The sequence below is a fragment of the Agrobacterium sp. 16-2014-1-2a genome (genome assembly GCF_053522705.1).
Genome location: NZ_JBNWBX010000004.1, coordinates 37,770 through 56,272, shown reverse-complemented (window position 1 = coordinate 56,272; position 18,503 = coordinate 37,770). Strand labels below are relative to the sequence as shown.

Sequence of the window (18,503 nt, the reverse complement as noted above, 5' to 3'; positions counted from 1 at the left end):
ACCGATGCCCCATGCCGACTGTTGCCCCGCTTGATATCGAAGGCCACGTGGTCTCGACCCATTTTCTCGGCGACATTCCGCTGTTTGCCACCGCCGCCGGCACCATTCACCGGCTGGATGGCGGCGAGAAGGTCACTGAGGCGCATGAGGGTCTGCTGACCTGCATCCGCGATCCCTATAGCGCCACGCTGCTTTCCGGCGGCGAGGACGGGCGCGTGCTGCGCATTGGCCATGATGGCAGCCTCAGCGAGATCGCCAATGTGCCGCGCAAATGGGTGGGCGTCGTTGCGGGCGGACCGCAGAAGGCGGTCGCTTATGGTGTCGGCAAGTCCAGCTTCGTGCGCCTCTCGGACGGCACGGTCAAGGAATTCAAGGAAGAACGCACGGTGGAGGCAATAGCCTTCGCGCCCAAGGGCCTGCGCATTGCCGTTGCACGCTATAACGGCGTGACGCTGCATTGGGTGGCGAGTGCAGGCGATCCGGTCGATCTGGAATGGAAAGGTGCCCATACCGGCGTCACCTTCTCGCCTGACGGTAAGTTCCTCGTCACCACCATGCAGGAAAACGCCCTGCATGGCTGGAAGATGGAGGCCACCAAGGGCGGCATGGAAGCCCGCCATATGCGCATGACGGGTTATCCCGCCAAGGTGAAATCCGTTTCGTGGTCGGCAAAGGGCAAGTGGCTCGCCTCATCAGGTGCCCCGGCCGCGATCGTCTGGCCGTTTTCTGGCAAGGACGGCCCGATGGGCAAGGCACCCGAAGAACTCGGCAGCCGCGCCAACATCATGGCTACCAATGTCGCTTTTCACCCGCTGGAAGATGTGCTGGCCATTGGCTTCATTGACGGCATGATCCTTGGCGTGCGGCTTGCGGATGGCAAGGAAGCCCTGCTTCGCCGCCCCGGCAAGGGCGCCATTACCGGCATGGACTGGAGCGCCACCGGCAAACTGCTCGCATTTGCCTCCGAGGCAGGCGACTGCGGCATTGTCGATATTTCGGCGTAAGGACAGCAACAGGCGCACGTCCGGTTTCGACGGATGGCTCGATACGGCTCAATATCCGCCCTCATTCCTCTGCTCGTCACGGGAATCTAGCCAGCCCAAGTCCTTGGGCTGAAAGGGGCTCTTTTCGGACGCAGACGCGCATCGACTGGATTCCTGTGACAAGCACAGGGATGAGGGCTGGCAGGTGTCAGCGCCAGAAACCTCGGCGTTGTCTCGCTATTCGCTGACCTGACGCCGCGTCAGGAACAGCAGCAGCAGGGCTGCCCCTGCACCAACCGAAGCAAGTCTGATCGACGTACCGAAGCTTGCATATTGCGACACAAACCCCATAAGCGGCACCGCAAACAACCCGGCAAGGAAAATGGAATTCATGTAGAGCGCGGTCGCCCGCGCGGTGCGTCCGCGCGCAAAGCCCTGCACGAAGGTGAGGCACGTGCCGGCGCAAAGCCCGTAATAGGCCCCTTCAAGTGCTGCTCCGAACAACATGGCCGGAAGGGTCTGGACCGAGGCTATGACGTTGAAGGCGACGATTGCCATCACCGCAGAGATGCAAAGAAGGATGCGGGCGCTGACCCGGCGCATGATCCTTGGCGCAAGCAGGATCAGCAGAACCTCCATCGCGCATTTGACGCTGAGCGACAGGCCCGGCACGTAATCCGGCAGGCCCACCTCGCGCACCAGAAATACCGGCAGGGCCGAGGCGCACAGGGCGTGGGCGAAAGACATGCAGAAGCTGGCCGCTGCCGCCATCAACAATGGCAGGTTGCGCCGCGTATCGTTGTCGCCCTCTTTCCGTCGTTCCATCGGGCACGTCTGGCCGCGCGGCACGAAGGCAAGGGCAAGACCGCCCCAGATGGCCGCCATCAGCATGGCATTCATGAACACGGCCTGCGCACCGGCAAGATCGAGGATCAGATAGGCGGCGGCCGGAAGCAGCATCCATGCCAGCGACACCATTGTCCGCAGAAAGGCGTTATAGGCAGGTGCATCCAGTGCTTTTACCCGGCCATAATAGCGACCATAACTGAAAATCAGGGTACTGGCGGCGTTGGAAAGCCCCATTCCCGTTGCCGTCACCGCCACGAGCAATGCCAGATGCCCGGAGGTCGCCGCCGCCGCTGCGATAAAAGCACCAAACACAGAGAGCAGCAGCAATGGCCGCACCCGCACACCGGCATCGACACGTTCGCCATAAGTGCGGCTGGCGATGATCGAAGCAACCATTGCCGTCACGCTGTAGAGACCAAGCGTGGCCGGCGGGTGACCAAGGACCTGTATGATGTAAAAACCGATAAATGGCACAACAGCCGCATTGGTGCCGCCGGCGATGAAGACCAGCACGGCAATCATATAGGCCTGACGATCAAAAACGCCCGGCGAGGTGTTTTTCTGTAGCATGGGAGAATCGACTGGAGATCGGCAGCGGGAAGTGGATTGATGCCACCATCACACCAAAAGGGTATGCTGTTCAAGCCCGAGCGGAAGGCGATGTGTGTTTTCGTTCCTCACGAAGCACACCACCCCTGTTTCCTTAAGCACCGGGGCGTCGCAGCGCTTGCGCCGCCCCTTGTCGAAGACGGAAAAACCGTCAGAACTTCACGCCAAGGCCAACCTTGACGACATGTTCGCTGACATCGCCGGTCGAAGTGATCGGACCGGTATGGTAGGTTGCCTTGCCGAAGTCGTTGTAACGATATTCGACGCGTCCAAACAGGTTGTTGGTAAAGGCATAGTCTACACCCGCGCCGACCGTCCAGCCGTGCAGCACCTTGCTGTCCTCACCGAAGGGCGCCTTCACTTCGCTGTCCGTCGCGGTGTAGCCGGCAGCGGTGTAGATCAGCGCCCGGTCGATCGCATAACCGGCGCGCAGACGCGCGGAGCCGTTCAGGCCTGCGGAAACCTCGCTGGTGACGATGGTCTTGTCGCCCCAGGCATAACCGAGATCGCCCTCGACACCCAGAATGATGGAGGGGGCCACTTCAGCGTTATAACCAGCGAAACCGGAAAAACGGCCGCCGTCAAATTCATGCTTCGTGGTGACACCGAAAGTGGTCGACTTCACGCGGTTCCAGCCATAACCGGCGGAGGCACCGACATAAACACCGTCCCAGGAAAAGGCAGGCGCAACATCGTTGACGACCGGTGCCGCTGGAATATCGCCGACGGCGTCGGCGGCAACGGATGCGTCAGAAAGAATGCCGAGCAGGCCGAGGGCGAGAAGAGATTGTTTCAACATGCGATAGCTCCTTGAAAATACCATCCCGGCACCTGCGTGATGCGAGTTTTCGCGACCAGAAACGCAGCGTAATGACGGGGTTGACGCACCCCTAGATTGAAGAACATCGTGGTTAAAATCGCGTAAACGGTACGGACAAAAAGGCCCTTGCAGAAGGTATTCCCGTTAACATTGCCAATATTTATCAAATATAAATCAGAACTCACACGGATGATCCCGAACCGTGCGTCCCGACATATGACGACAGCGATCGCCTCACAAAACCCTCATGAGTAGTGGCCATCCCGCAGTTTTGTGTGTGCAGTCATTGGCGGCCACACAAACAAAAAAAGGGAGCCCGAAGGCCCCCTTGCAGTCATGCGATGCGCCGTTTGTTATTTCCGGAAGCACCGTGTGTCATACACACGTAGCTGGAGGACTGCTTCCGGCTTATATCCTGCGCGCATCGTTCACGCCGAAAATCCCTGTCGATTTTCGATCTGCACCATTAGTGGCGACGCTTTTTGCCGCCATCGTTCTTGTTGTCGATGACATCGACGGAAGTCTTGTTGCCGTTGAGAAGGCCATTCAGGATACCGGTCTTGTTGCCGTTCAGAATCCCGTTATTGGACAGGATACCGCTGACACCCAGATCGATGCTTGGCGACACGACGACGAGTGCGCCGCCCTTGTTGCTGTTTCCGGACAGGATACCGCCCAGCAGACCACCGGCATTGGCTTGACCAACGGAAGCGACAGTAAGAACAGCGGCTATGCAAGCAAATTTGGCAATCATTTCTCTCTCCTCTTATGTTTGATCACGCCCCATGGCGTAGTCGAACTGTATATTTAGAGGATTCTAATTCAAGCAAAGCCTAATATTACAATAAACAATTAACTTTAATACTGGTGATTTTAATCAAGTTTTACGCGATTGGCACCGGTCTATTCTTCTGGAATTTCCGTGGAATACACCATGACTTCCGGCCTCGACAATATATCGCCCCTGAAACTTTATTAACCATCCAAATATAAGATATTGCTTAATTAGAGACCGGAGATGCAAATGCGGCTGGGAGGATACATCGCGCTTGTTATTGGGCTTGCCTGCACCTGCGGTGCGCAGGCGGGGGAAAACGCCGATGAACACAATATCACCTATAAAACCGGCATCGGCTACGACACCAATTACTTCGGCGATACCAACCGGTTGAAGGCGATTTCGCTGCGCGCCGGCTTCGGGCTTAACGGAAAGTTCGTGCTTGATGGCACGGAACTGCGTTATTCGCTCGAGCATGAGGAGGTTCGCCTCCCCCGTTACCGTTTTGCCAATGAACACAACACCATTGCCAGCCTGGGGCTGACCAGGCGTCTGTCGGAACGGCTGGAATGGGCCGTGGAACTGCGTGGCACACGCAGCGATGCCGGCGATATCTTCCTGCATCTGCCGGAAGAAGACATCGGTTACCGGCGACTGGACCACAAGCTGGAGGCATCGACACAGCTCGGCATCCTTGCTCTCGGCGGTAAAAACACGCTAACGGCGGGTTTTGCCAGTTTGATGAAAGGCAGGGCGCGTTTTCGTCCGGCCTATTTCGAGCCAACCCGCCTGGAAGCTAATGAAGCGCTCTTGTCGCTCAAGGCCGAACATGTGCGCCCACTGGCCGGCGGCGAGGCCGGACTGACAATTGCTTATGACCGCATTGTCGTGCCGGAAAGCCAGCAGGAGAAATACGAGCGTTTTCCGGCCAGCACGTTGCGGGGATCACTTGCCTACGGTTACAAGTTCTCCGAACGCTTCGCCGTTCTGGCCGAAGGGGGCCTGACGACCATTTCCGGCGACGATATCAGCGACAAGGTGAAGCGCACCCGGCCCTATCTCAGGGCCGAAGCCGAGGTGAAGGCTACCGACCGCATCGCCTTCGGTGCTGGCTTCTCCCAGGATTACGCGCTTTTCGACCCTGATGATCCCATTGCCGAGTTCCACCGCCGCTGGCAGTTCGTGGTTAAAAGCAAGCTCACCGACAAGGTGGGGCTGGACCTGGCGCTGCAGCGTGTCCACAAGGACTGGATCTATTACAATTACGACACCAGCGAACGCAGGCTGGTGGCCACACTGTCCTTCGATACTGGCAAGAACAGCAAGCTGGAGGTGGAATTCAACCGCCTTCTGCATGGCGAGCGCGACCCCGACCTGTCCTATAGCGGATCGAGCGTCACCTCGCGTTTCACCGGCACCTTCTGAAACATAGGGCAGCCACATCACCAAAGCGCATATCAGGTCGAAATTCGGTCCCAATTTCTGCTAGAATCCAGCTCCGAGATTCGAAGGCAGGACAGACCGGATAATGAACAGACGACTTTTGCTCCTTGCGGCTGGCCTGACCTCCATTCCCGTTGCCGCCGCGGCACATCCGCATATTTTCGCCGAAGCGCGCATGGAAATCGTCGAGGGGCCGAACGGTACCATCCAGGAGGTGCGCAACATCTGGCGTTTCGACGAGATGTTCTCGGCAAGCGTGGTGATGGATTACGACAAGAACGGCGACCTGAAGCTGGACAAGAACGAGCTGGCCGAAATCGGCAACACCGTGCGTGAATCGCTCGGCGAATATTCCTACTACACCTTCATCACCGCCAACGGAAAACAGGTGGATTTCGCAAAGCCCGACACCATTCATGTGGACTACAAGGACAAGCAGATCCTGATGTTCTTTTCCGTCAAGCCAAACACGCCGCTTTCCATCAAGGGCAAGCTCAGCTTCGGCGCGTGGGACCCGACCATGTATACGGCGATCGATTTTGCGAAAGACGGCGATCTGGCGACCGTCGGCAAGGATCTCGCCGCCTGCAAGCACCATGTCGTGCGCCCCGACCCGGACGAGGTGATCTCACAAAACCAGAGTTCGCTCACCGACGCCTTCTTCAACGACCCGACCGGCACCGACATGACCAAACTCTTCGCCACCCGGCTGGAGGTGACATGCTGAGCCGAAGCGGGCGCCTTTGCGGACACCTGACCATCGTCGCAATCTGCGTGCTGGCTGTGGCAGGTGCTGCCCATGCGCAATCGCCGCTCGGCATAGGCTCGGCCGAGCCGTCCTTTGCCCCTGGCGGGCCGTTCGCGCCGCTGATGCAATGGATCAACGTGCACCAGCAGATGTTCTACCGGGCGCTGACCGGTGCCCTGAAAGCCATGCGCGAAGACAATTGGGCGATGGCATCGCTGGTTGGCCTCTCCTTCGCATACGGGGTCTTTCATGCCGCCGGTCCTGGCCACGGCAAGGCTGTCATCTCTTCCTATATGATCGCCAATGAAACGCAGCTGAAACGCGGCATTCTCATTTCCTTCATTTCAGCACTCATTCAGGGCGCAATGGCCATCGGCCTCGTTGTCGCAGCCTGGCTCGTGCTGCGCGGCACCTCCATCACCATGACGAAAGCCACGCAGGCAATGGAGATCGCCAGCTTTGCCATGGTGGCGCTGTTCGGCGCTTGGCTTCTGCTACGCAAGCTCTGGTCGCTGCGCATCCGGCGCGTACCGGTTGCAGCCTTCGCGGTTGCGGGGGAAGCAACAGCAGTCAGAACCACGGGCATGGGCACGGGCCTCAGGTTTCAGGGCAAGCCGGTTTTCGCGGACCACGTCCATAGCGGCACAGGTGATCTTTGCGTCTCCTGCGGAAAATCGCACGCGCCCGATCCGCTGCTTCTCAAAGGCAAGAATTTCAGCCTGCACGAAGCGTGGTCGGCCATCATCGCAGTTGGCCTGCGGCCATGCTCCGGCGCCATCATCGTCATGAGCTTTGCGCTCTTGAACGGGATTTTTCTCGGCGGCGTGCTTTCCGTGCTTGCCATGTCGCTGGGTACCGCCATCACCGTATCGCTGCTTGCCATCATGGCCGTCTCGGCCAAGGGGCTTGCCGTGCGCTTCGCCGGCCCCGGAAGCCGCAGGGCAGCGGGCATCAGCCACGCGATCGAGATTGCCGGTGCGCTGTTCGTGCTTTTGATGGGCCTTATGCTGCTTGGCGCGTCGCTTCAGTTCTGACTGTCGCGGCGGCGCTGGTAGCGGGCGCGCAGCCAGAACAGCAGGAAAAAGCACAGCACCACCACCGAGCCAAAAGCCGCGGCAAGAAAGGGCGAATAATCCCCCAGCCATAGCATGATTTTCGGCATCACGTAAAACACCAGCCCAAAACCAAGGATGATGCCAGCGGCGGCAAGGCCCGGCGACCAGTCTTTACGGCCAGAGCCAGCCTTCTTTTCAGGCGTGGTCATGGGCGAGCTCCGCGCGGATATCCTCAAGCTTGCGCTTCTGCGCGCCATCGGCCGTAAAATTCTCCGGCGAAAGCCAGATTTCAAACGCCTTGCCAATCAACGGCCATTCGCCGTCGATCATGGAAAACCACGCCGTATCGCGGTTGGCACCCTTGGAGATCATGTGCTGGCGGAACACACCCTCGAAGGTGAAGCCGTAACGCTTCGCAGTGATCTTGGAGGGTTCGTTTTGATTGTGGCATTTCCACTCGTAGCGGCGGTAACCCAGATCCTCGAAAACGTGTTTCGCCATCAGATAATGCGCTTCGGTCGAAAGCGGCGAGCGCTTCATCCTGGCGCCATGGGCAACCGAACCGACCTCGACCACGCCATTGGCGGGATCGGGCCGCATGTAGCTTGCCATTCCGACGACGTCACCGGTGGCATTTTCAACGAAAACCAATGTCACCCAGTTGAGTTTATCACCCGCGTTGACAAGCCAGTCACCAAAGGCTGCAGCATCGGCAAAGCCGCTTTGCGGGAAATATTTGAGAAGCGCATTGACCCCCTCACCACCAAGCGCAGTCCAGAGCCTTGCAAGATGCCTGTCGCGATCAAACGTTTCCGCCGTCACATAACGGCCCTTCAGCGTCACCGGCTGCGGCGCCGGACATCCCTTAAAATCACTCAGATCGCGCATTCTCTTCCCCATTGTCTGGGAGAAGGATTAGGCCAAGCGGGGCTGGATGACAACAGTGCATATACGGCAGGGGGGCGTGGTTCACCCCCCTCTTCTAACCTCAAACCTTCGCCGCCACCACCGTCGACTCGATATGATCGACCAGCGCATCGGGCAACCCCAACCGCCCGGCAAGCAGATCGAGATAACCGCGCTCAGCCCGCGTATCGGCCTCTATGGCAAGACGCGAGGCGGTGTAGATTTCCACCTTCTGCTCCTCTGTGCGGGCAGCAGCCACCAGTGCGTCGATATCCAGCGGATCGGCCAGTTCCTTTTCGAGGAACCGCTCGGCTTCAGTGTCGAGGCCGGACACCTGCACCTTATCCATGATGTTGGCGCGCTCTTTTTCGTCGATATGGCCGTCTGCCTTGGCAGCGGCAATCATCGCCTGGATGAGTTTCAGCGCAAAATCGTTGGAAAGGGCGGGGGACTGCGGATGGAAGGCGGAATCGACGGGCGGGGCGAGAAGCTCCGGCTCGGGTTTTGGAGCTACTTCAGGTGCCTGCCCGGATTTGTAATTCTTGTAGGCGAGATAACCGAGACCGGCGATGGCCGCGACGCCGCCGATGGTGGCGACATTGCCGGCGAGCTTGCGGCCGGTCTTTGTGCCCAGAATGGCGGCGGCAAGCGCACCGGCCTTCATCGGATTGTTCTTGGCGATATCGGCGGCCTGCCCGGCTCTGTCACGGACGCTTCCCGAAAGGCCCGGCACCTGTGAGCCGAGGAATTGTTCAAGAAGCTTCTTGGCGTCGAACATCAAAATCTCCTGTGAGGGTAAAGTCTACACGGGAAGATAGGGAGCCATGGCACGAATACAAATGACAAACCCGCTCACGCCTTCGTGAACGGGCTTGAAGAAGTGGCAGATCAGCCGCGCAGTGCTGCGGCTTCGGCAGCGAGCCTGGTGATGCCGGCCCAGTCAGCCGTTGCCACCAGTTCGCGCGGAGCAACCCAGGAACCGCCGACACAGACGACGTTCGGCAGGGAAAGATAGTCATTGGCATTCTTCAGCGAGACGCTGCCGGTCGGGCAGAACACCGTGCCGGCGAGCGGCGAGGACAGCGCCTTGAGGTATGGCGCGCCACCGGCTTGTTCCGCCGGGAAGAACTTCAGCACCTTGTAGCCTTCGTCGCGCAGCGCCATGACTTCGCTTGCCGTGGCGGCCCCAGGAAGCAGCGGCACGTTGGAGGCGCGCGCAGCTTCCAGCACGCTTTTGTTGATGCCGGGGCTGACGATGAAGGTGGAACCGGCTTCAGCGGCCGCCTCGAAATCTTTGGCGTTGAGGATGGTGCCAGCGCCGACATGGGCGCCCTCCACTTCCGCCGCAACCGCACGGATGGCATCGAGTGCCGCCGGCGTGCGCATGGTGATCTCGATTGCCTTCAGGCCACCTGCGACCAGAGCGCGCGCGAGCGGCACGGCGGAAGCGGCATCATCCACGATCAGCACCGGCACGACTGGCTGCAGCTTGAGGATGGAGAGCAGTTTTTCGGAGTCCTGGGCCAAGATAAGCCTCCCTTGCGCGATTGAAACGATTGAAATCCGGTTTATCGATTAGCCTGCCCCGGCCTTGATGTCGAGGCATGGCAAGACCATTTTTATCCAGATACTTCAATCTATTCGCTTCTTTATGACGTCTTCATGCGATAATCTGGCGCACCGGTTTACGGAGACAGCATGGCCAAGGAAATCGAGCGGAAGTTTCTGGTTGCAGGCGATGAATGGCGTAATGAAGTGACGCATAGCATGGCTTTCCGGCAGGCATATGTCGCCTCGCTGGAAAATCGTTCGGTCCGGGTCAGGATCGTCAACGGGCTTGACGCGACACTGACCATCAAGATCGGCGCGAGTTCGCTCGTCCGCGATGAATATGAATATTCCATTCCTCTGAATGACGCGGAAGAATTGATGGCCAGCGCCCCCGGCGTGGTGATCGAGAAGATGCGCCACACGGTTGATCACGGTGGATTCACTTGGGAAGTCGATGTTTTCGAGGGTAAATACAAGGGGCTGATCGTGGCGGAGGTAGAGATGGACGACGAGAACGCCAACCCCGATCTGCCCTCCTGGCTTGGCAAGGAAGTAACGGGCGACCGTCGCTTCTCCAACCAGTCGCTCGCCATGGACTGTCCCCACGGAGACTTGGCGGATGCCCTTCAGGATTGACCCGAACAAACCGTTCGACGATGAAATCCGCCGCGCGGGACTGGAACTCATCGAAGAGGCGATAACCAGCCTTCGCGACCAGCCTTCCGGGCGCGATGAGGCGGTGCACGATGCCCGCAAGCGGTTCAAGCGGCTGCGCGCCCTCTACCGCCTCATCGCCAGGGCAGCACCCGATTTCAGCAAAGAGGAAAACGCCCGCTTTCGCGACATCGCCCGCTCGCTCGCTTTTGCGCGGGAAGCGACGGCGCTGGTGGAGACGGTGGAGTATCTCGAGACTTTCGCGGCCTCCACGACGCAAGGAAAGGCGCTGCGATCGATCGCGACAGTCCTGCGCAAGCGCCGTGACCACGCCATCGAACATGAGGCAGGTCTCGACGAGGCCATTGCGGCCGCCATCGCCGGCTGCGAGGAAGCACGCAAGAGGCTGAAGGCAGTGTCGCTGCCGGACGAGCTTAAAGATGTGACAAGGCTGGTGAAAACCGGGTGGGCGAAGCAGAGGAAGAGGGCGCGTAAAGCACTTGCCGACTGCCATGAGCAGGCCGACGTCGAACATTTCCACGAATTGCGCAAGGCGGGCCAGGCCTACTGGATGCATCTCGGCCTTCTGCGCCGCCTCTGGCCATCGGCCATGCGCGCCAAGCGGGCCGACACCAAGCGGCTGGTCGACATCCTTGGCCACGAGCACGATCTTTCGGTCCTTGCAGCCTTTGCGGACCGGGAACCGGAGCGTTTCGGCAATGGCGAGCGACTGGCTCTGCTTCTCGATGCAATCATTCAGAGGCAGCAGGCGCTGCGCGGAGATGCCCTTGAGCTGGCAAACGAAGTCTTCTCCGAATCCGCCAGAACCGAAAGCCGCATCGTCGGCCTTTTATGGCGGCAGGCGGCGAAGTAGACCGGAAAGCCCGAAGAGACTGAGAATTTGACGATTTTCAAAATACCGGCAGCGGCGGATAAATATTGATTTGCGGCCGCCGCCGCTGTATTTCAGCGCCCATGACCGACACCACCATTCTCCCCCGCCCGGAAGCCGCCCCTCACCCCACTGGCGATTTTCTCGTGGCTGCGCTTTATCATTTCGCCCGCCTGCCGCGGTTTGAAAGCCTGCGCGACGAGCTGTTTCAGCTTTGCCGGGAAAACGGCGTCAAGGGCACGCTGCTTCTGGCGGCGGAAGGCATCAATGGCACCATTGCCGGGCCGGATGCGGGTGTGCGCACCATACTTGCCTTCCTGCGTGCGCAGCCGGAATTTACGGCGCTGGAACATAAGGAAAGCCGGGCATCGAACATGCCCTTCGTGCGCATGAAGGTGAAGCTCAAGAAAGAGATCGTCACCATGGGCGTGCCGGATATCGATCCCAACCGCATTGTCGGCACCTATGTCGATCCGCGCGACTGGAACTCGCTGATCTCCGACCCGGACACCATCGTCATCGACACCCGCAACGACTACGAGACCGCGATCGGTCTCTTCAAGGGCGCGGTGGACCCGAAGACCAAGACCTTCCGCGAGTTTCCCGACTGGGTAAAGAACAATCCCGGCCTGCACAACAAGCCGAAGATCGCCATGTATTGTACCGGCGGCATCCGCTGCGAAAAGGCGACCGCCTTCATGAAGGAACAGGGGTTCGATGAGGTCTATCACCTCAAGGGTGGCATCCTGAAATATCTGGAAGAGGTGCCGGAAGAAGAGAGCCTGTGGGAAGGCGCCTGCTTCGTGTTTGACGAGCGCGTCTCCGTCGTCCACGGTCTTGCCGAAGGCGATCACAAGCTCTGCCACGCCTGCCGCAACCCGATCACATCGCAGGTGCGCCAATCCCCGTTGTTCGAGGAAGGTGTGTCCTGCCCGAGCTGTTACGACGACCGGACAGAAGAGGACCGCCAGAGGTTCCGCGACCGGCAGCAGCAGATCGAACTGGCAAAGAAGCGCGGCGAGCGCCATCTGGGGCGCTAAAGCGGATCGGCGGCCAGCCACGGCACGTCTTCACGGTGGGAAAGCTCTTACGCGATTAACCACTTGATCGCCCTGGGCCCCGGATGATGTCCGGGGTGACGGAGTGTGGATCACCCTTTTGCCCCTGCCCGAAGCGCAAACAGCGGCGCCGTCTGCTCCTCCAGCATGGCGGTAATCTCTTCAGCGGCGACGGGTTTTGAGAACAGGTAGCCCTGCAATTCGTCACAGCCACACAGATGCAGGATAGCCGCCTGTTCTTCGGTCTCGACGCCCTCCGCCGTGACCGGAATATCGAGAGATTTCGCAAGCGCCACGGTTGCCTGCAACATTTCCAGCGACCGCCCGCCCTGTTCCAGGGCCATGACCAGCGACCGGTCGATCTTCATGCGGTCGAAACCGAAGCGGCGCAGATATCCGACGCTGGCGAAACCGGCTCCGAAATCGTCGAGCGCTATATGCAGGCCAAGCTGTTTCAGCTTGTCGATTGCCGCACTTGCCCGCTCCGGATTCTGAATGAAATAGCCCTCGGTCATTTCCAGCCGCAGCCTTGCGGTTGGCGTCTGCGTGGCGGCGAGAATATCCGCCACGTTGCCGGAAAAGGCCGGATTGCGGAACTGAACGGGTGAAATATTCACCGAGAGCTTGATGGAGGGCCATTGACCCGCCGTCTCGCAGGCCTTGCGCAGCACCAGCAGGCCGAGCCGCTCGATAAGGCCACTGGTTTCGGCAGCGGCGATGAATATATCCGGCGGCACGAAGCCGTATCCCGGCCTTTGCCAGCGGGCAAGCGCCTCCACCCCGGTTATGCTGCGCGTGGCGGCATTGACGACCGGCTGGTAGACCACCGATATCTCGTCATTCAGGATGGCATAACGCAGATCGGCCTCAAGCTGCAGCTTTTCCTCGCGCAGCGCATCCATTTTCAGCTCGTAGGCGACATAACGCCCACGCCCGTTTTCCTTGGCCTGATACATGGCCATGTCGGCGCGGCGCAGCAGTTCCTCACCGTTGATATCACCGGCTCTGGAGACGGAAGTGCCGATGCTGCAACCGATGCTCGCCACCCGCTCGCCGATGCTGAACGGCTCGGTGAACAGTTCGAGCAGCGCCTGGCAGAGCTTGCGGCCTTCCGACCACACGTCGTTACCCTGAATGGCGATGGCGAATTCGTCGCCGCCGAGCCGCGCGAGCACGGCATCTTCCGGCACAAGCACCCTGAGCGCCGCCGCAACGCCCTTGATCAGCCGATCGCCGGCAGCGTGACCGTAGGAATCGTTGATCTCCTTGAAACCATCAAGATCGAGGTAAAGCAGCTTGATATCGGTCTTGTCGTGGCGGGCCTTGCCCACCATGCGGTTCAGCTTGGAAAACAGCCCGGCGCGGTTGCTGAGCCCGCTCAGACGATCGCGCAGCGCCTCTTCCCTCGCCGCCGCTTCGTCAGCCTTCAGCCGGTCGAGCGTCGCCGAACCGATGATGAGAAGTACGAGAAAGAACGTTCCGGCAATGCCGAGTGCCGTGAAGACGACCGGCCTGGCCTCATGGAAGCTCACGTCCCCCGGCAGCTGGGAGCGCCAGACGAGCCGCGCCAGCACATCACCAAGCGGATTGACGACATCCACATGGTTGGTCGCCGGTCCGTCGCCATATTGCAGTTGCAGACCATCGATGACGTAATTGCGGGCCAGCTTGTCTACCGTCGCCTGTTTGAGATGACGGGCGAAAATCAGATATCGCCGCTCGGATCCAACCGGAGGCAAGACCCCGGATTTGAGCCGCACCAGCGCGACCCCCGTAGCCGCGACGCCGTCGCGGGTTTTCACGAAACCGGTGACCTGCGACGCGATGCCGGGACGCATGGAGCGCACCCGTTCGATCATCTCCTTGAGGCCTTCTGCGAAATAGTCATGGGGCTTCCAGGCAACCGGCTTGCCGTTCTGGTAGGCCATGCGGACCTTGCCGTCTTCGTCGAGGACGACGGCGGTATCGAAAAGATCGCTGTTGACCGTCATCTCGCCATAATTGCTCGCCACCCAGTCGAACCTGTCGGGGGCGTAGACATAGTCGGCAGCATCGTCCCAGGCGGCGTAGTCGTTCAGCGTCGCGCCAAGCTGGTCGCGGAAGGTGACAAGGGCGCCCGCCGTTGTCTCGCGCGAGCGGGCATTGTCGAGCGAGTTCGCCCTTTCCCTGACCTGGCTCAGAGCAGACAAGACCAGCGCGGTGACAATGAGAAGCACCAGCGCAAATGTGGACAATACGACGCCGACGGCGGTTCTACGCCCGACCGGCAAATATTCCCCAATGTTTCGCGGCGCAATCCGCATAAAATCCCCTTCGAAAGCATCATCTTGCGAAGGAAACATTCAAAAGCCGTTAAGTTGGATTGTGGCGACGCCACAAAAAACAACGGGTATAAAACGACAGTAGGGGTGAAATAGAGAAAAATTCTCCCCACAATGGTGGGGGATTTTCATAAAAACCGCGGATGCGTTCGCCCCGCAAACAAAAAACCTCCCCCGCGAACGGGAGAGGCTGCAACTTCAATCGTGTCAGGCCTGATTACCAGGACGGAATGACCGTGCCGTTGAACTTCTCCAGAATGAAGGCCTTCACTTCCGGGCTGTGGTAGGATTCCACCAGCGTCTTCACCCACGGCTTGTCCTTGTCCTGCGCACGAACGGCGATGACGTTTGCGTAAGGGGACTTTTCGCTTTCGATGGCGATGGCGTCCTTCTTGGGGTTCAGGCCTGCTGCCGTGGCATAATTGGTGTTGATGACCGACGCGTCGGTGTCATCCAGCGAGCGCGGCAACTGCGCAGCGTCAAGTTCGACGATCTGGATGTTCTTCGGGTTTTCGGTGATGTCGGCAGGCGTCACCTTCAGACCGGCTTCTTCCTTGACCTTGAGCACACCCTTGGAAGCGAGAACGAGAAGCGCACGGCCGCCATTGGTCGGGTCGTTCGGAATACCGACCGTCGCGCCGTCCTTCAGCTCGTCAAGGCTCTTCACCTTCTTCGAATAAACGCCCATCGGGGTGGTGATGGTGGTGCCGACGCTGACGAGATCGAACTTGCGGTCAGCGATCTGGTTGTCGAGGTAAGGCTGGTGCTGGAAGGAGTTGGCCTGAAGCTCACCGTCTGCCAGTGCCTGGTTCGGCACGACGTAGTCGGAGAACTCGACGATATCGATGTCCAGTCCCTTGGCGGCGGCGATCTTCTTGACCTGTTCCATGATCTGCGCGTGCTCGGCAGGTGTAACACCAATCTTGATGGTTTCGGCCAGCGCCTGACCGGCGGTAAAGAGAGCGGCGAGCGAAGCCGCGAGGATGATTTTTTTCATGGATGTCTCCTTGGGTTTGTTGTTCTTGGGATTGTTGTTCGTGAACGGTTTTATCAGTTCTTGCGGGTGCGCTTGTCGAAGCTGCGGGCAAGCCGGTCGCCGGCGCTCTGCACGAGTTGCACGAGCACGATCAGCACCAGCACCACGACCAGCATCACGTCAGGCATGAAGCGCTGGTAGCCGTAGCGAATGCCGAGATCACCCAACCCGCCGCCGCCGACAGCACCGACCATGGCCGAATAACCGATGAGGCTGACGAGCGTGAGGGTAAGCGCCAGTGTGATGCCCGGCTTTGCTTCCGCAAGCAGGACCTTGGTGACGATCTGCAACGGTGTTGCGCCCATGGCGCGGGCCGCTTCGATCAGGCCCTTGTCGACCTCGCGGATCGCCGCTTCCACCAGCCGCGCGATGAAAGGCACGGTGGCAACCGTCAGCGGCACGATGGCCGCACTGGTGCCGATGGAAGTGCCGGCGACCAGCCGCGTGAAGGGAATGATCGCCACCACCAGAATGATGAAGGGCGTGGAGCGCGCCGCATTGACGACAAGGCCGAGGATGCGGTTCGTCATCGGCGCGGGGAAGAGTTCGCCTTTGCCGCTGGTGGCAAGGAAAACGCCCATCGGCACGCCGATGATGGAGCCGACGATGCCGGCGACCGCGACCATGTGCAGCGTCTGCAGAAGACCCTTCGACAGAAGGTTGAAAAGCATATCAGGCGACATAACCGAGCACCTCCGTGTGAAGACCGGTCTCAGTATAAAAGCGGCCGGCGCGGGCGGTGGTTTCCGCCGTGGCCGGATAGGACACAACCAGCGAGCCGAATGGTTCGCCGGAAATTTCCTCGATGGTGCCGGCAAGGATGTTCACGTCAGGACCGATTTCCGCAACAAGACGCGCGGTCAGCGGCTGGAATGCCGTTTCGCCGAAGAACACCAGCCGCACGAGAACGCGGTCACCCTCCTCGGCTTCCGGCTTCAACCCTGATGTAACCCAGTGCGGCAGCTTAACCCCGACCGAGGACGACAGCAGGCTGCGGGTCGTCTCGTGTTTCGGCGCGGTGAAAATATCGAAGGTGCGCCCCTCCTCCACGATCAGGCCCCTGTCGATGACGGCGACCTGCGAGGCGATGGTCTTCACCACCTCCATCTCGTGGGTGATGAGCAGCACTGTCAGCCCAAGTTCGGCATTGATGCGCTTCAGGAGTTCAAGGATGGACTGGGTCGTCTCCGGATCGAGCGCGGACGTCGCCTCGTCCGACAACAGCAGCTTGGGTTGCGTCGCAAGCGCTCGGGCGATGCCGACACGCTGCTTCTGCCCACCCGACAGTTCCGCCGGATAACGCTTCGCCTTGTCGGAAAGGCCGACGAGTTCGAGCAGCGGCGTTACCCGCGTTTCGATCTCTTTTTTACCGAGACCGGCAATTTCTAGCGGCAGCGCCACATTGTCGAAAGCGGTGCGCGACGACAGAAGATTGAAGTGCTGGAAGATCATGCCGACGGAACGGCGAAGGGTCCTCAGACTCTTCTCATCAAGGGCGGCAACATCGACGCCGTCGACGACCACCCGGCCGGACGACGGTTTTTCAAGGCCGTTGGCGAGGCGGATGAGGGTGGATTTGCCGGCACCAGAGCGGCCGATTATGCCGGTGATGGAACCCTTCGGCACGACATAGTCAATGCCGGCGAGGGCTGCGAAGCCCGGCTTGCCATCGCTGCCGCCAAAGGTCTTGGTCACGCCTTCAAACGTTACCATCGCGTCCTTGGCAGTCTGCGGTGCGCGCGCGAGCGATGTCGCGTTGGATGAAAAACTCATTGGGAACTCTGCGAAAACTCTTGACGGATCGGGTCTCAAAAAATCCTGTTGCGGTGCTGAACCGCTCTCTTCATGCAGCCTTCCGGCACATTCGATGACAGCTGATTTTCCGGGTCATTTCGTCAGGCTTTCACTCAGAAATGCCGGGGATCGGCAATTCGATGGCGCATACTTGCCCGCAGGCGCCATCTTTTAACAGGGATGATTTTTCAATTATCTGAAATCAGAGAAAAAATCTACCGCAAAGCCGTCTGTGCGGCCCTGCGGCAGTCAAGACTTCGCGAGTGCGTGGAAATCAGACGCGGCTGACGAATTCCTCAAGCGGGCGGCGGACCTTCTTCAGGTTCACCAGCCAGTCGCCTTCCGGCTCGCGGTATCCGAGCGGCAGGATGGTGACGGAGCGCAGGCCCTTTTCACGCAGGCCGAGGATTTCATCCAGCTTGGCCGGATCGAAACCTTCCATCGGTGTGGAATCCACACCCTCGAAAGCAGCCTGCGCCACCGCCATGCCGAAACCAATATAGGCCTGACGGGCTGCGTGTTCGAAATTCACCTGCTCATCACGCTGCGGATAGGAGGAGAGAAGCTTCTGACGATACGCTTCCCAGCCCTCGTTCTTGACGCCACGCTCTTCGTTGACCAGATCGAACATATGGTTGATCCGCTCTTGCGTGTAGTTATCCCACGCCGCAAACACCAGAAGATGCGAGCCTTCAGTCACCTGCGCCTGGTTCCAGGCGATCTCGCGGATCTTTGCGCGAACTTCCGGATCGGTAACGACGATGACTTCGAACGGCTGCAACCCGCTGGAAGTCGGCGCCAGCCGGGCGGCTTCGACGATGCGCTCGACCTTGTCTTCCGCAACAGTCTTGGAAGGATCCATTTTCTTGGTGGCATAACGCCAGTTGAGTTTTTCGATAAGCATGTTCGTTTTCCCTGGGAGGACCAGCCCGCACCGCTCCGGATGAGGCAGCAGCAGGCGCTACGTCTGCGTAGCCTGCCTGACATAGGAGACAGGATGGCAGGC

19 protein-coding genes are annotated in these 18,503 nt (G+C 59.6%); 7 read left to right on the top strand and 12 right to left on the bottom strand.

Features of this window, described 5'->3' with window-relative positions:
• Window positions 1-11 precede the first annotated feature (11 nt).
• A complete protein-coding gene (locus ACQZ45_RS14465) occupies window positions 12-1,004 on the top strand; it encodes a WD40 repeat domain-containing protein (protein WP_013762340.1) in 993 nt (330 codons plus the stop codon).
• A 216-nt stretch (window positions 1,005-1,220) separates the two neighbouring features.
• Here the strand turns inward: ACQZ45_RS14465 and ACQZ45_RS14460 are convergent, their stop codons facing one another.
• From ACQZ45_RS14460 to ACQZ45_RS14450, 3 genes are all read right to left on the bottom strand, one after another.
• Complete coding sequence (locus tag ACQZ45_RS14460; protein ID WP_013762339.1) at window positions 1,221-2,402, bottom strand: MFS transporter; 1,182 nt, start codon at window positions 2,400-2,402, stop codon at window positions 1,221-1,223.
• A gap of 190 nt (window positions 2,403-2,592) precedes the next feature.
• A complete protein-coding gene (locus tag ACQZ45_RS14455; RefSeq protein ID WP_004430952.1) occupies window positions 2,593-3,240 on the bottom strand; it encodes an outer membrane protein in 648 nt (215 codons plus the stop codon).
• Window positions 3,241-3,727: 487 nt separating this feature from the next.
• The gene (locus ACQZ45_RS14450) at window positions 3,728-4,015 is read right to left on the bottom strand and encodes a hypothetical protein (RefSeq protein ID WP_004430950.1); all 288 of its coding nucleotides are present in this window, start codon (window positions 4,013-4,015) and stop codon (window positions 3,728-3,730) included.
• Between the two features lie 270 nt (window positions 4,016-4,285).
• Here ACQZ45_RS14450 and ACQZ45_RS14445 point away from each other — a divergent pair, with 270 nt between their 5' ends.
• From ACQZ45_RS14445 to ACQZ45_RS14435, 3 genes are all read left to right on the top strand, one after another.
• Window positions 4,286-5,464, top strand: a complete 1,179-nt coding sequence (locus ACQZ45_RS14445) for a hypothetical protein (protein WP_448742306.1) — start codon at window positions 4,286-4,288, stop codon at window positions 5,462-5,464.
• A 103-nt stretch (window positions 5,465-5,567) separates the two neighbouring features.
• Window positions 5,568-6,209, top strand: coding sequence for a DUF1007 family protein (locus ACQZ45_RS14440; protein WP_004430943.1), 642 nt, complete (start codon window positions 5,568-5,570; stop codon window positions 6,207-6,209).
• A complete protein-coding gene (locus ACQZ45_RS14435; protein WP_149916181.1) occupies window positions 6,203-7,264 on the top strand; it encodes a nickel/cobalt transporter in 1,062 nt (353 codons plus the stop codon). The genes ACQZ45_RS14440 and ACQZ45_RS14435 overlap by 7 nt, the downstream gene beginning before the upstream one ends.
• Here ACQZ45_RS14435 and ACQZ45_RS14430 read toward each other — a convergent pair.
• From ACQZ45_RS14430 to ACQZ45_RS14415, 4 genes are all read right to left on the bottom strand, one after another.
• Window positions 7,255-7,494, bottom strand: coding sequence for a hypothetical protein (locus tag ACQZ45_RS14430; RefSeq protein ID WP_003516247.1), 240 nt, complete (start codon window positions 7,492-7,494; stop codon window positions 7,255-7,257). The genes ACQZ45_RS14435 and ACQZ45_RS14430 overlap by 10 nt on opposite strands.
• Entirely contained in the window at window positions 7,481-8,173 is a 693-nt protein-coding gene (locus tag ACQZ45_RS14425) for a GNAT family N-acetyltransferase (protein ID WP_019566970.1), read from the bottom strand. Before ACQZ45_RS14425 ends, ACQZ45_RS14430 begins: the two co-directional genes overlap by 14 nt.
• A gap of 100 nt (window positions 8,174-8,273) precedes the next feature.
• Window positions 8,274-8,969 (bottom strand): tellurite resistance TerB family protein, encoded by a 696-nt coding sequence (locus ACQZ45_RS14420; protein ID WP_111789865.1) that lies wholly within the window; start codon window positions 8,967-8,969, stop codon window positions 8,274-8,276.
• Window positions 8,970-9,079: 110 nt separating this feature from the next.
• Complete coding sequence (locus tag ACQZ45_RS14415; RefSeq protein WP_003516242.1) at window positions 9,080-9,718, bottom strand: 2-dehydro-3-deoxy-phosphogluconate aldolase; 639 nt, start codon at window positions 9,716-9,718, stop codon at window positions 9,080-9,082.
• Window positions 9,719-9,889: 171 nt separating this feature from the next.
• On the opposite strand from ACQZ45_RS14415, the gene ACQZ45_RS14410 reads away from it, so the two are divergent.
• The 3 genes from ACQZ45_RS14410 (at window position 9,890) to trhO (ending at window position 12,328) form a co-directional block, all read left to right on the top strand.
• Complete coding sequence (locus tag ACQZ45_RS14410; protein WP_025595043.1) at window positions 9,890-10,378, top strand: CYTH domain-containing protein; 489 nt, start codon at window positions 9,890-9,892, stop codon at window positions 10,376-10,378.
• Complete coding sequence (locus ACQZ45_RS14405; RefSeq protein WP_149916180.1) at window positions 10,362-11,270, top strand: CHAD domain-containing protein; 909 nt, start codon at window positions 10,362-10,364, stop codon at window positions 11,268-11,270. Before ACQZ45_RS14410 ends, ACQZ45_RS14405 begins: the two co-directional genes overlap by 17 nt.
• A gap of 101 nt (window positions 11,271-11,371) precedes the next feature.
• Window positions 11,372-12,328 (top strand): oxygen-dependent tRNA uridine(34) hydroxylase TrhO, encoded by a 957-nt coding sequence (gene trhO, locus ACQZ45_RS14400; protein ID WP_149916179.1) that lies wholly within the window; start codon window positions 11,372-11,374, stop codon window positions 12,326-12,328.
• 110 nt (window positions 12,329-12,438) lie between these two features.
• Here the strand turns inward: trhO and ACQZ45_RS14395 are convergent, their stop codons facing one another.
• From ACQZ45_RS14395 to ACQZ45_RS14375, 5 genes are all read right to left on the bottom strand, one after another.
• Window positions 12,439-14,688, bottom strand: coding sequence for a bifunctional diguanylate cyclase/phosphodiesterase (locus ACQZ45_RS14395; RefSeq protein WP_003516234.1), 2,250 nt, complete (start codon window positions 14,686-14,688; stop codon window positions 12,439-12,441).
• A 196-nt stretch (window positions 14,689-14,884) separates the two neighbouring features.
• Window positions 14,885-15,664 (bottom strand): MetQ/NlpA family ABC transporter substrate-binding protein, encoded by a 780-nt coding sequence (locus tag ACQZ45_RS14390; RefSeq protein WP_003516232.1) that lies wholly within the window; start codon window positions 15,662-15,664, stop codon window positions 14,885-14,887.
• 53 nt (window positions 15,665-15,717) lie between these two features.
• Window positions 15,718-16,386: a methionine ABC transporter permease gene (locus tag ACQZ45_RS14385; RefSeq protein WP_003516230.1), complete on the bottom strand. Its 669-nt coding sequence runs from the start codon at window positions 16,384-16,386 to the stop codon at window positions 15,718-15,720.
• On the bottom strand, window positions 16,376-17,476 hold the full coding sequence (locus ACQZ45_RS14380) for a methionine ABC transporter ATP-binding protein (RefSeq protein ID WP_162692105.1): 1,101 nt from the start codon (window positions 17,474-17,476) through the stop codon (window positions 16,376-16,378). Before ACQZ45_RS14380 ends, ACQZ45_RS14385 begins: the two co-directional genes overlap by 11 nt.
• 295 nt (window positions 17,477-17,771) lie before the next feature.
• The gene (locus tag ACQZ45_RS14375) at window positions 17,772-18,401 is read right to left on the bottom strand and encodes an NAD(P)H-dependent oxidoreductase (RefSeq protein ID WP_003516226.1); all 630 of its coding nucleotides are present in this window, start codon (window positions 18,399-18,401) and stop codon (window positions 17,772-17,774) included.
• Between the last annotated feature and the right edge of the window lie 102 nt (window positions 18,402-18,503).

What these genes read in the sequence shown, in the direction of transcription:
- ACQZ45_RS14410 (WP_025595043.1), top strand. Translation starts at nt 9,890, where the DNA reads ATGGCCAAGGAAATCGAGCGGAAGTTTCTGGTTGCAGGCGATGAATGG.
- ACQZ45_RS14385 (WP_003516230.1), bottom strand. Translation starts at nt 16,386, where the DNA reads ATGTCGCCTGATATGCTTTTCAACCTTCTGTCGAAGGGTCTTCTGCAG.
- ACQZ45_RS14460 (WP_013762339.1), bottom strand. Translation starts at nt 2,402, where the DNA reads ATGCTACAGAAAAACACCTCGCCGGGCGTTTTTGATCGTCAGGCCTAT.
- ACQZ45_RS14455 (WP_004430952.1), bottom strand. Translation starts at nt 3,240, where the DNA reads ATGTTGAAACAATCTCTTCTCGCCCTCGGCCTGCTCGGCATTCTTTCT.
- ACQZ45_RS14390 (WP_003516232.1), bottom strand. Translation starts at nt 15,664, where the DNA reads ATGAAAAAAATCATCCTCGCGGCTTCGCTCGCCGCTCTCTTTACCGCC.
- ACQZ45_RS14465 (WP_013762340.1), top strand. Translation starts at nt 12, where the DNA reads ATGCCGACTGTTGCCCCGCTTGATATCGAAGGCCACGTGGTCTCGACC.
- ACQZ45_RS14375 (WP_003516226.1), bottom strand. Translation starts at nt 18,401, where the DNA reads ATGCTTATCGAAAAACTCAACTGGCGTTATGCCACCAAGAAAATGGAT.
- ACQZ45_RS14395 (WP_003516234.1), bottom strand. Translation starts at nt 14,688, where the DNA reads ATGTTTCCTTCGCAAGATGATGCTTTCGAAGGGGATTTTATGCGGATT.
- ACQZ45_RS14445 (WP_448742306.1), top strand. Translation starts at nt 4,286, where the DNA reads ATGCGGCTGGGAGGATACATCGCGCTTGTTATTGGGCTTGCCTGCACC.
- ACQZ45_RS14450 (WP_004430950.1), bottom strand. Translation starts at nt 4,015, where the DNA reads ATGATTGCCAAATTTGCTTGCATAGCCGCTGTTCTTACTGTCGCTTCC.
- ACQZ45_RS14420 (WP_111789865.1), bottom strand. Translation starts at nt 8,969, where the DNA reads ATGTTCGACGCCAAGAAGCTTCTTGAACAATTCCTCGGCTCACAGGTG.
- ACQZ45_RS14440 (WP_004430943.1), top strand. Translation starts at nt 5,568, where the DNA reads ATGAACAGACGACTTTTGCTCCTTGCGGCTGGCCTGACCTCCATTCCC.
- ACQZ45_RS14430 (WP_003516247.1), bottom strand. Translation starts at nt 7,494, where the DNA reads ATGACCACGCCTGAAAAGAAGGCTGGCTCTGGCCGTAAAGACTGGTCG.
- ACQZ45_RS14425 (WP_019566970.1), bottom strand. Translation starts at nt 8,173, where the DNA reads ATGCGCGATCTGAGTGATTTTAAGGGATGTCCGGCGCCGCAGCCGGTG.
- trhO (WP_149916179.1), top strand. Translation starts at nt 11,372, where the DNA reads ATGACCGACACCACCATTCTCCCCCGCCCGGAAGCCGCCCCTCACCCC.
- ACQZ45_RS14435 (WP_149916181.1), top strand. Translation starts at nt 6,203, where the DNA reads ATGCTGAGCCGAAGCGGGCGCCTTTGCGGACACCTGACCATCGTCGCA.
- ACQZ45_RS14405 (WP_149916180.1), top strand. Translation starts at nt 10,362, where the DNA reads ATGCCCTTCAGGATTGACCCGAACAAACCGTTCGACGATGAAATCCGC.
- ACQZ45_RS14380 (WP_162692105.1), bottom strand. Translation starts at nt 17,476, where the DNA reads ATGAGTTTTTCATCCAACGCGACATCGCTCGCGCGCGCACCGCAGACT.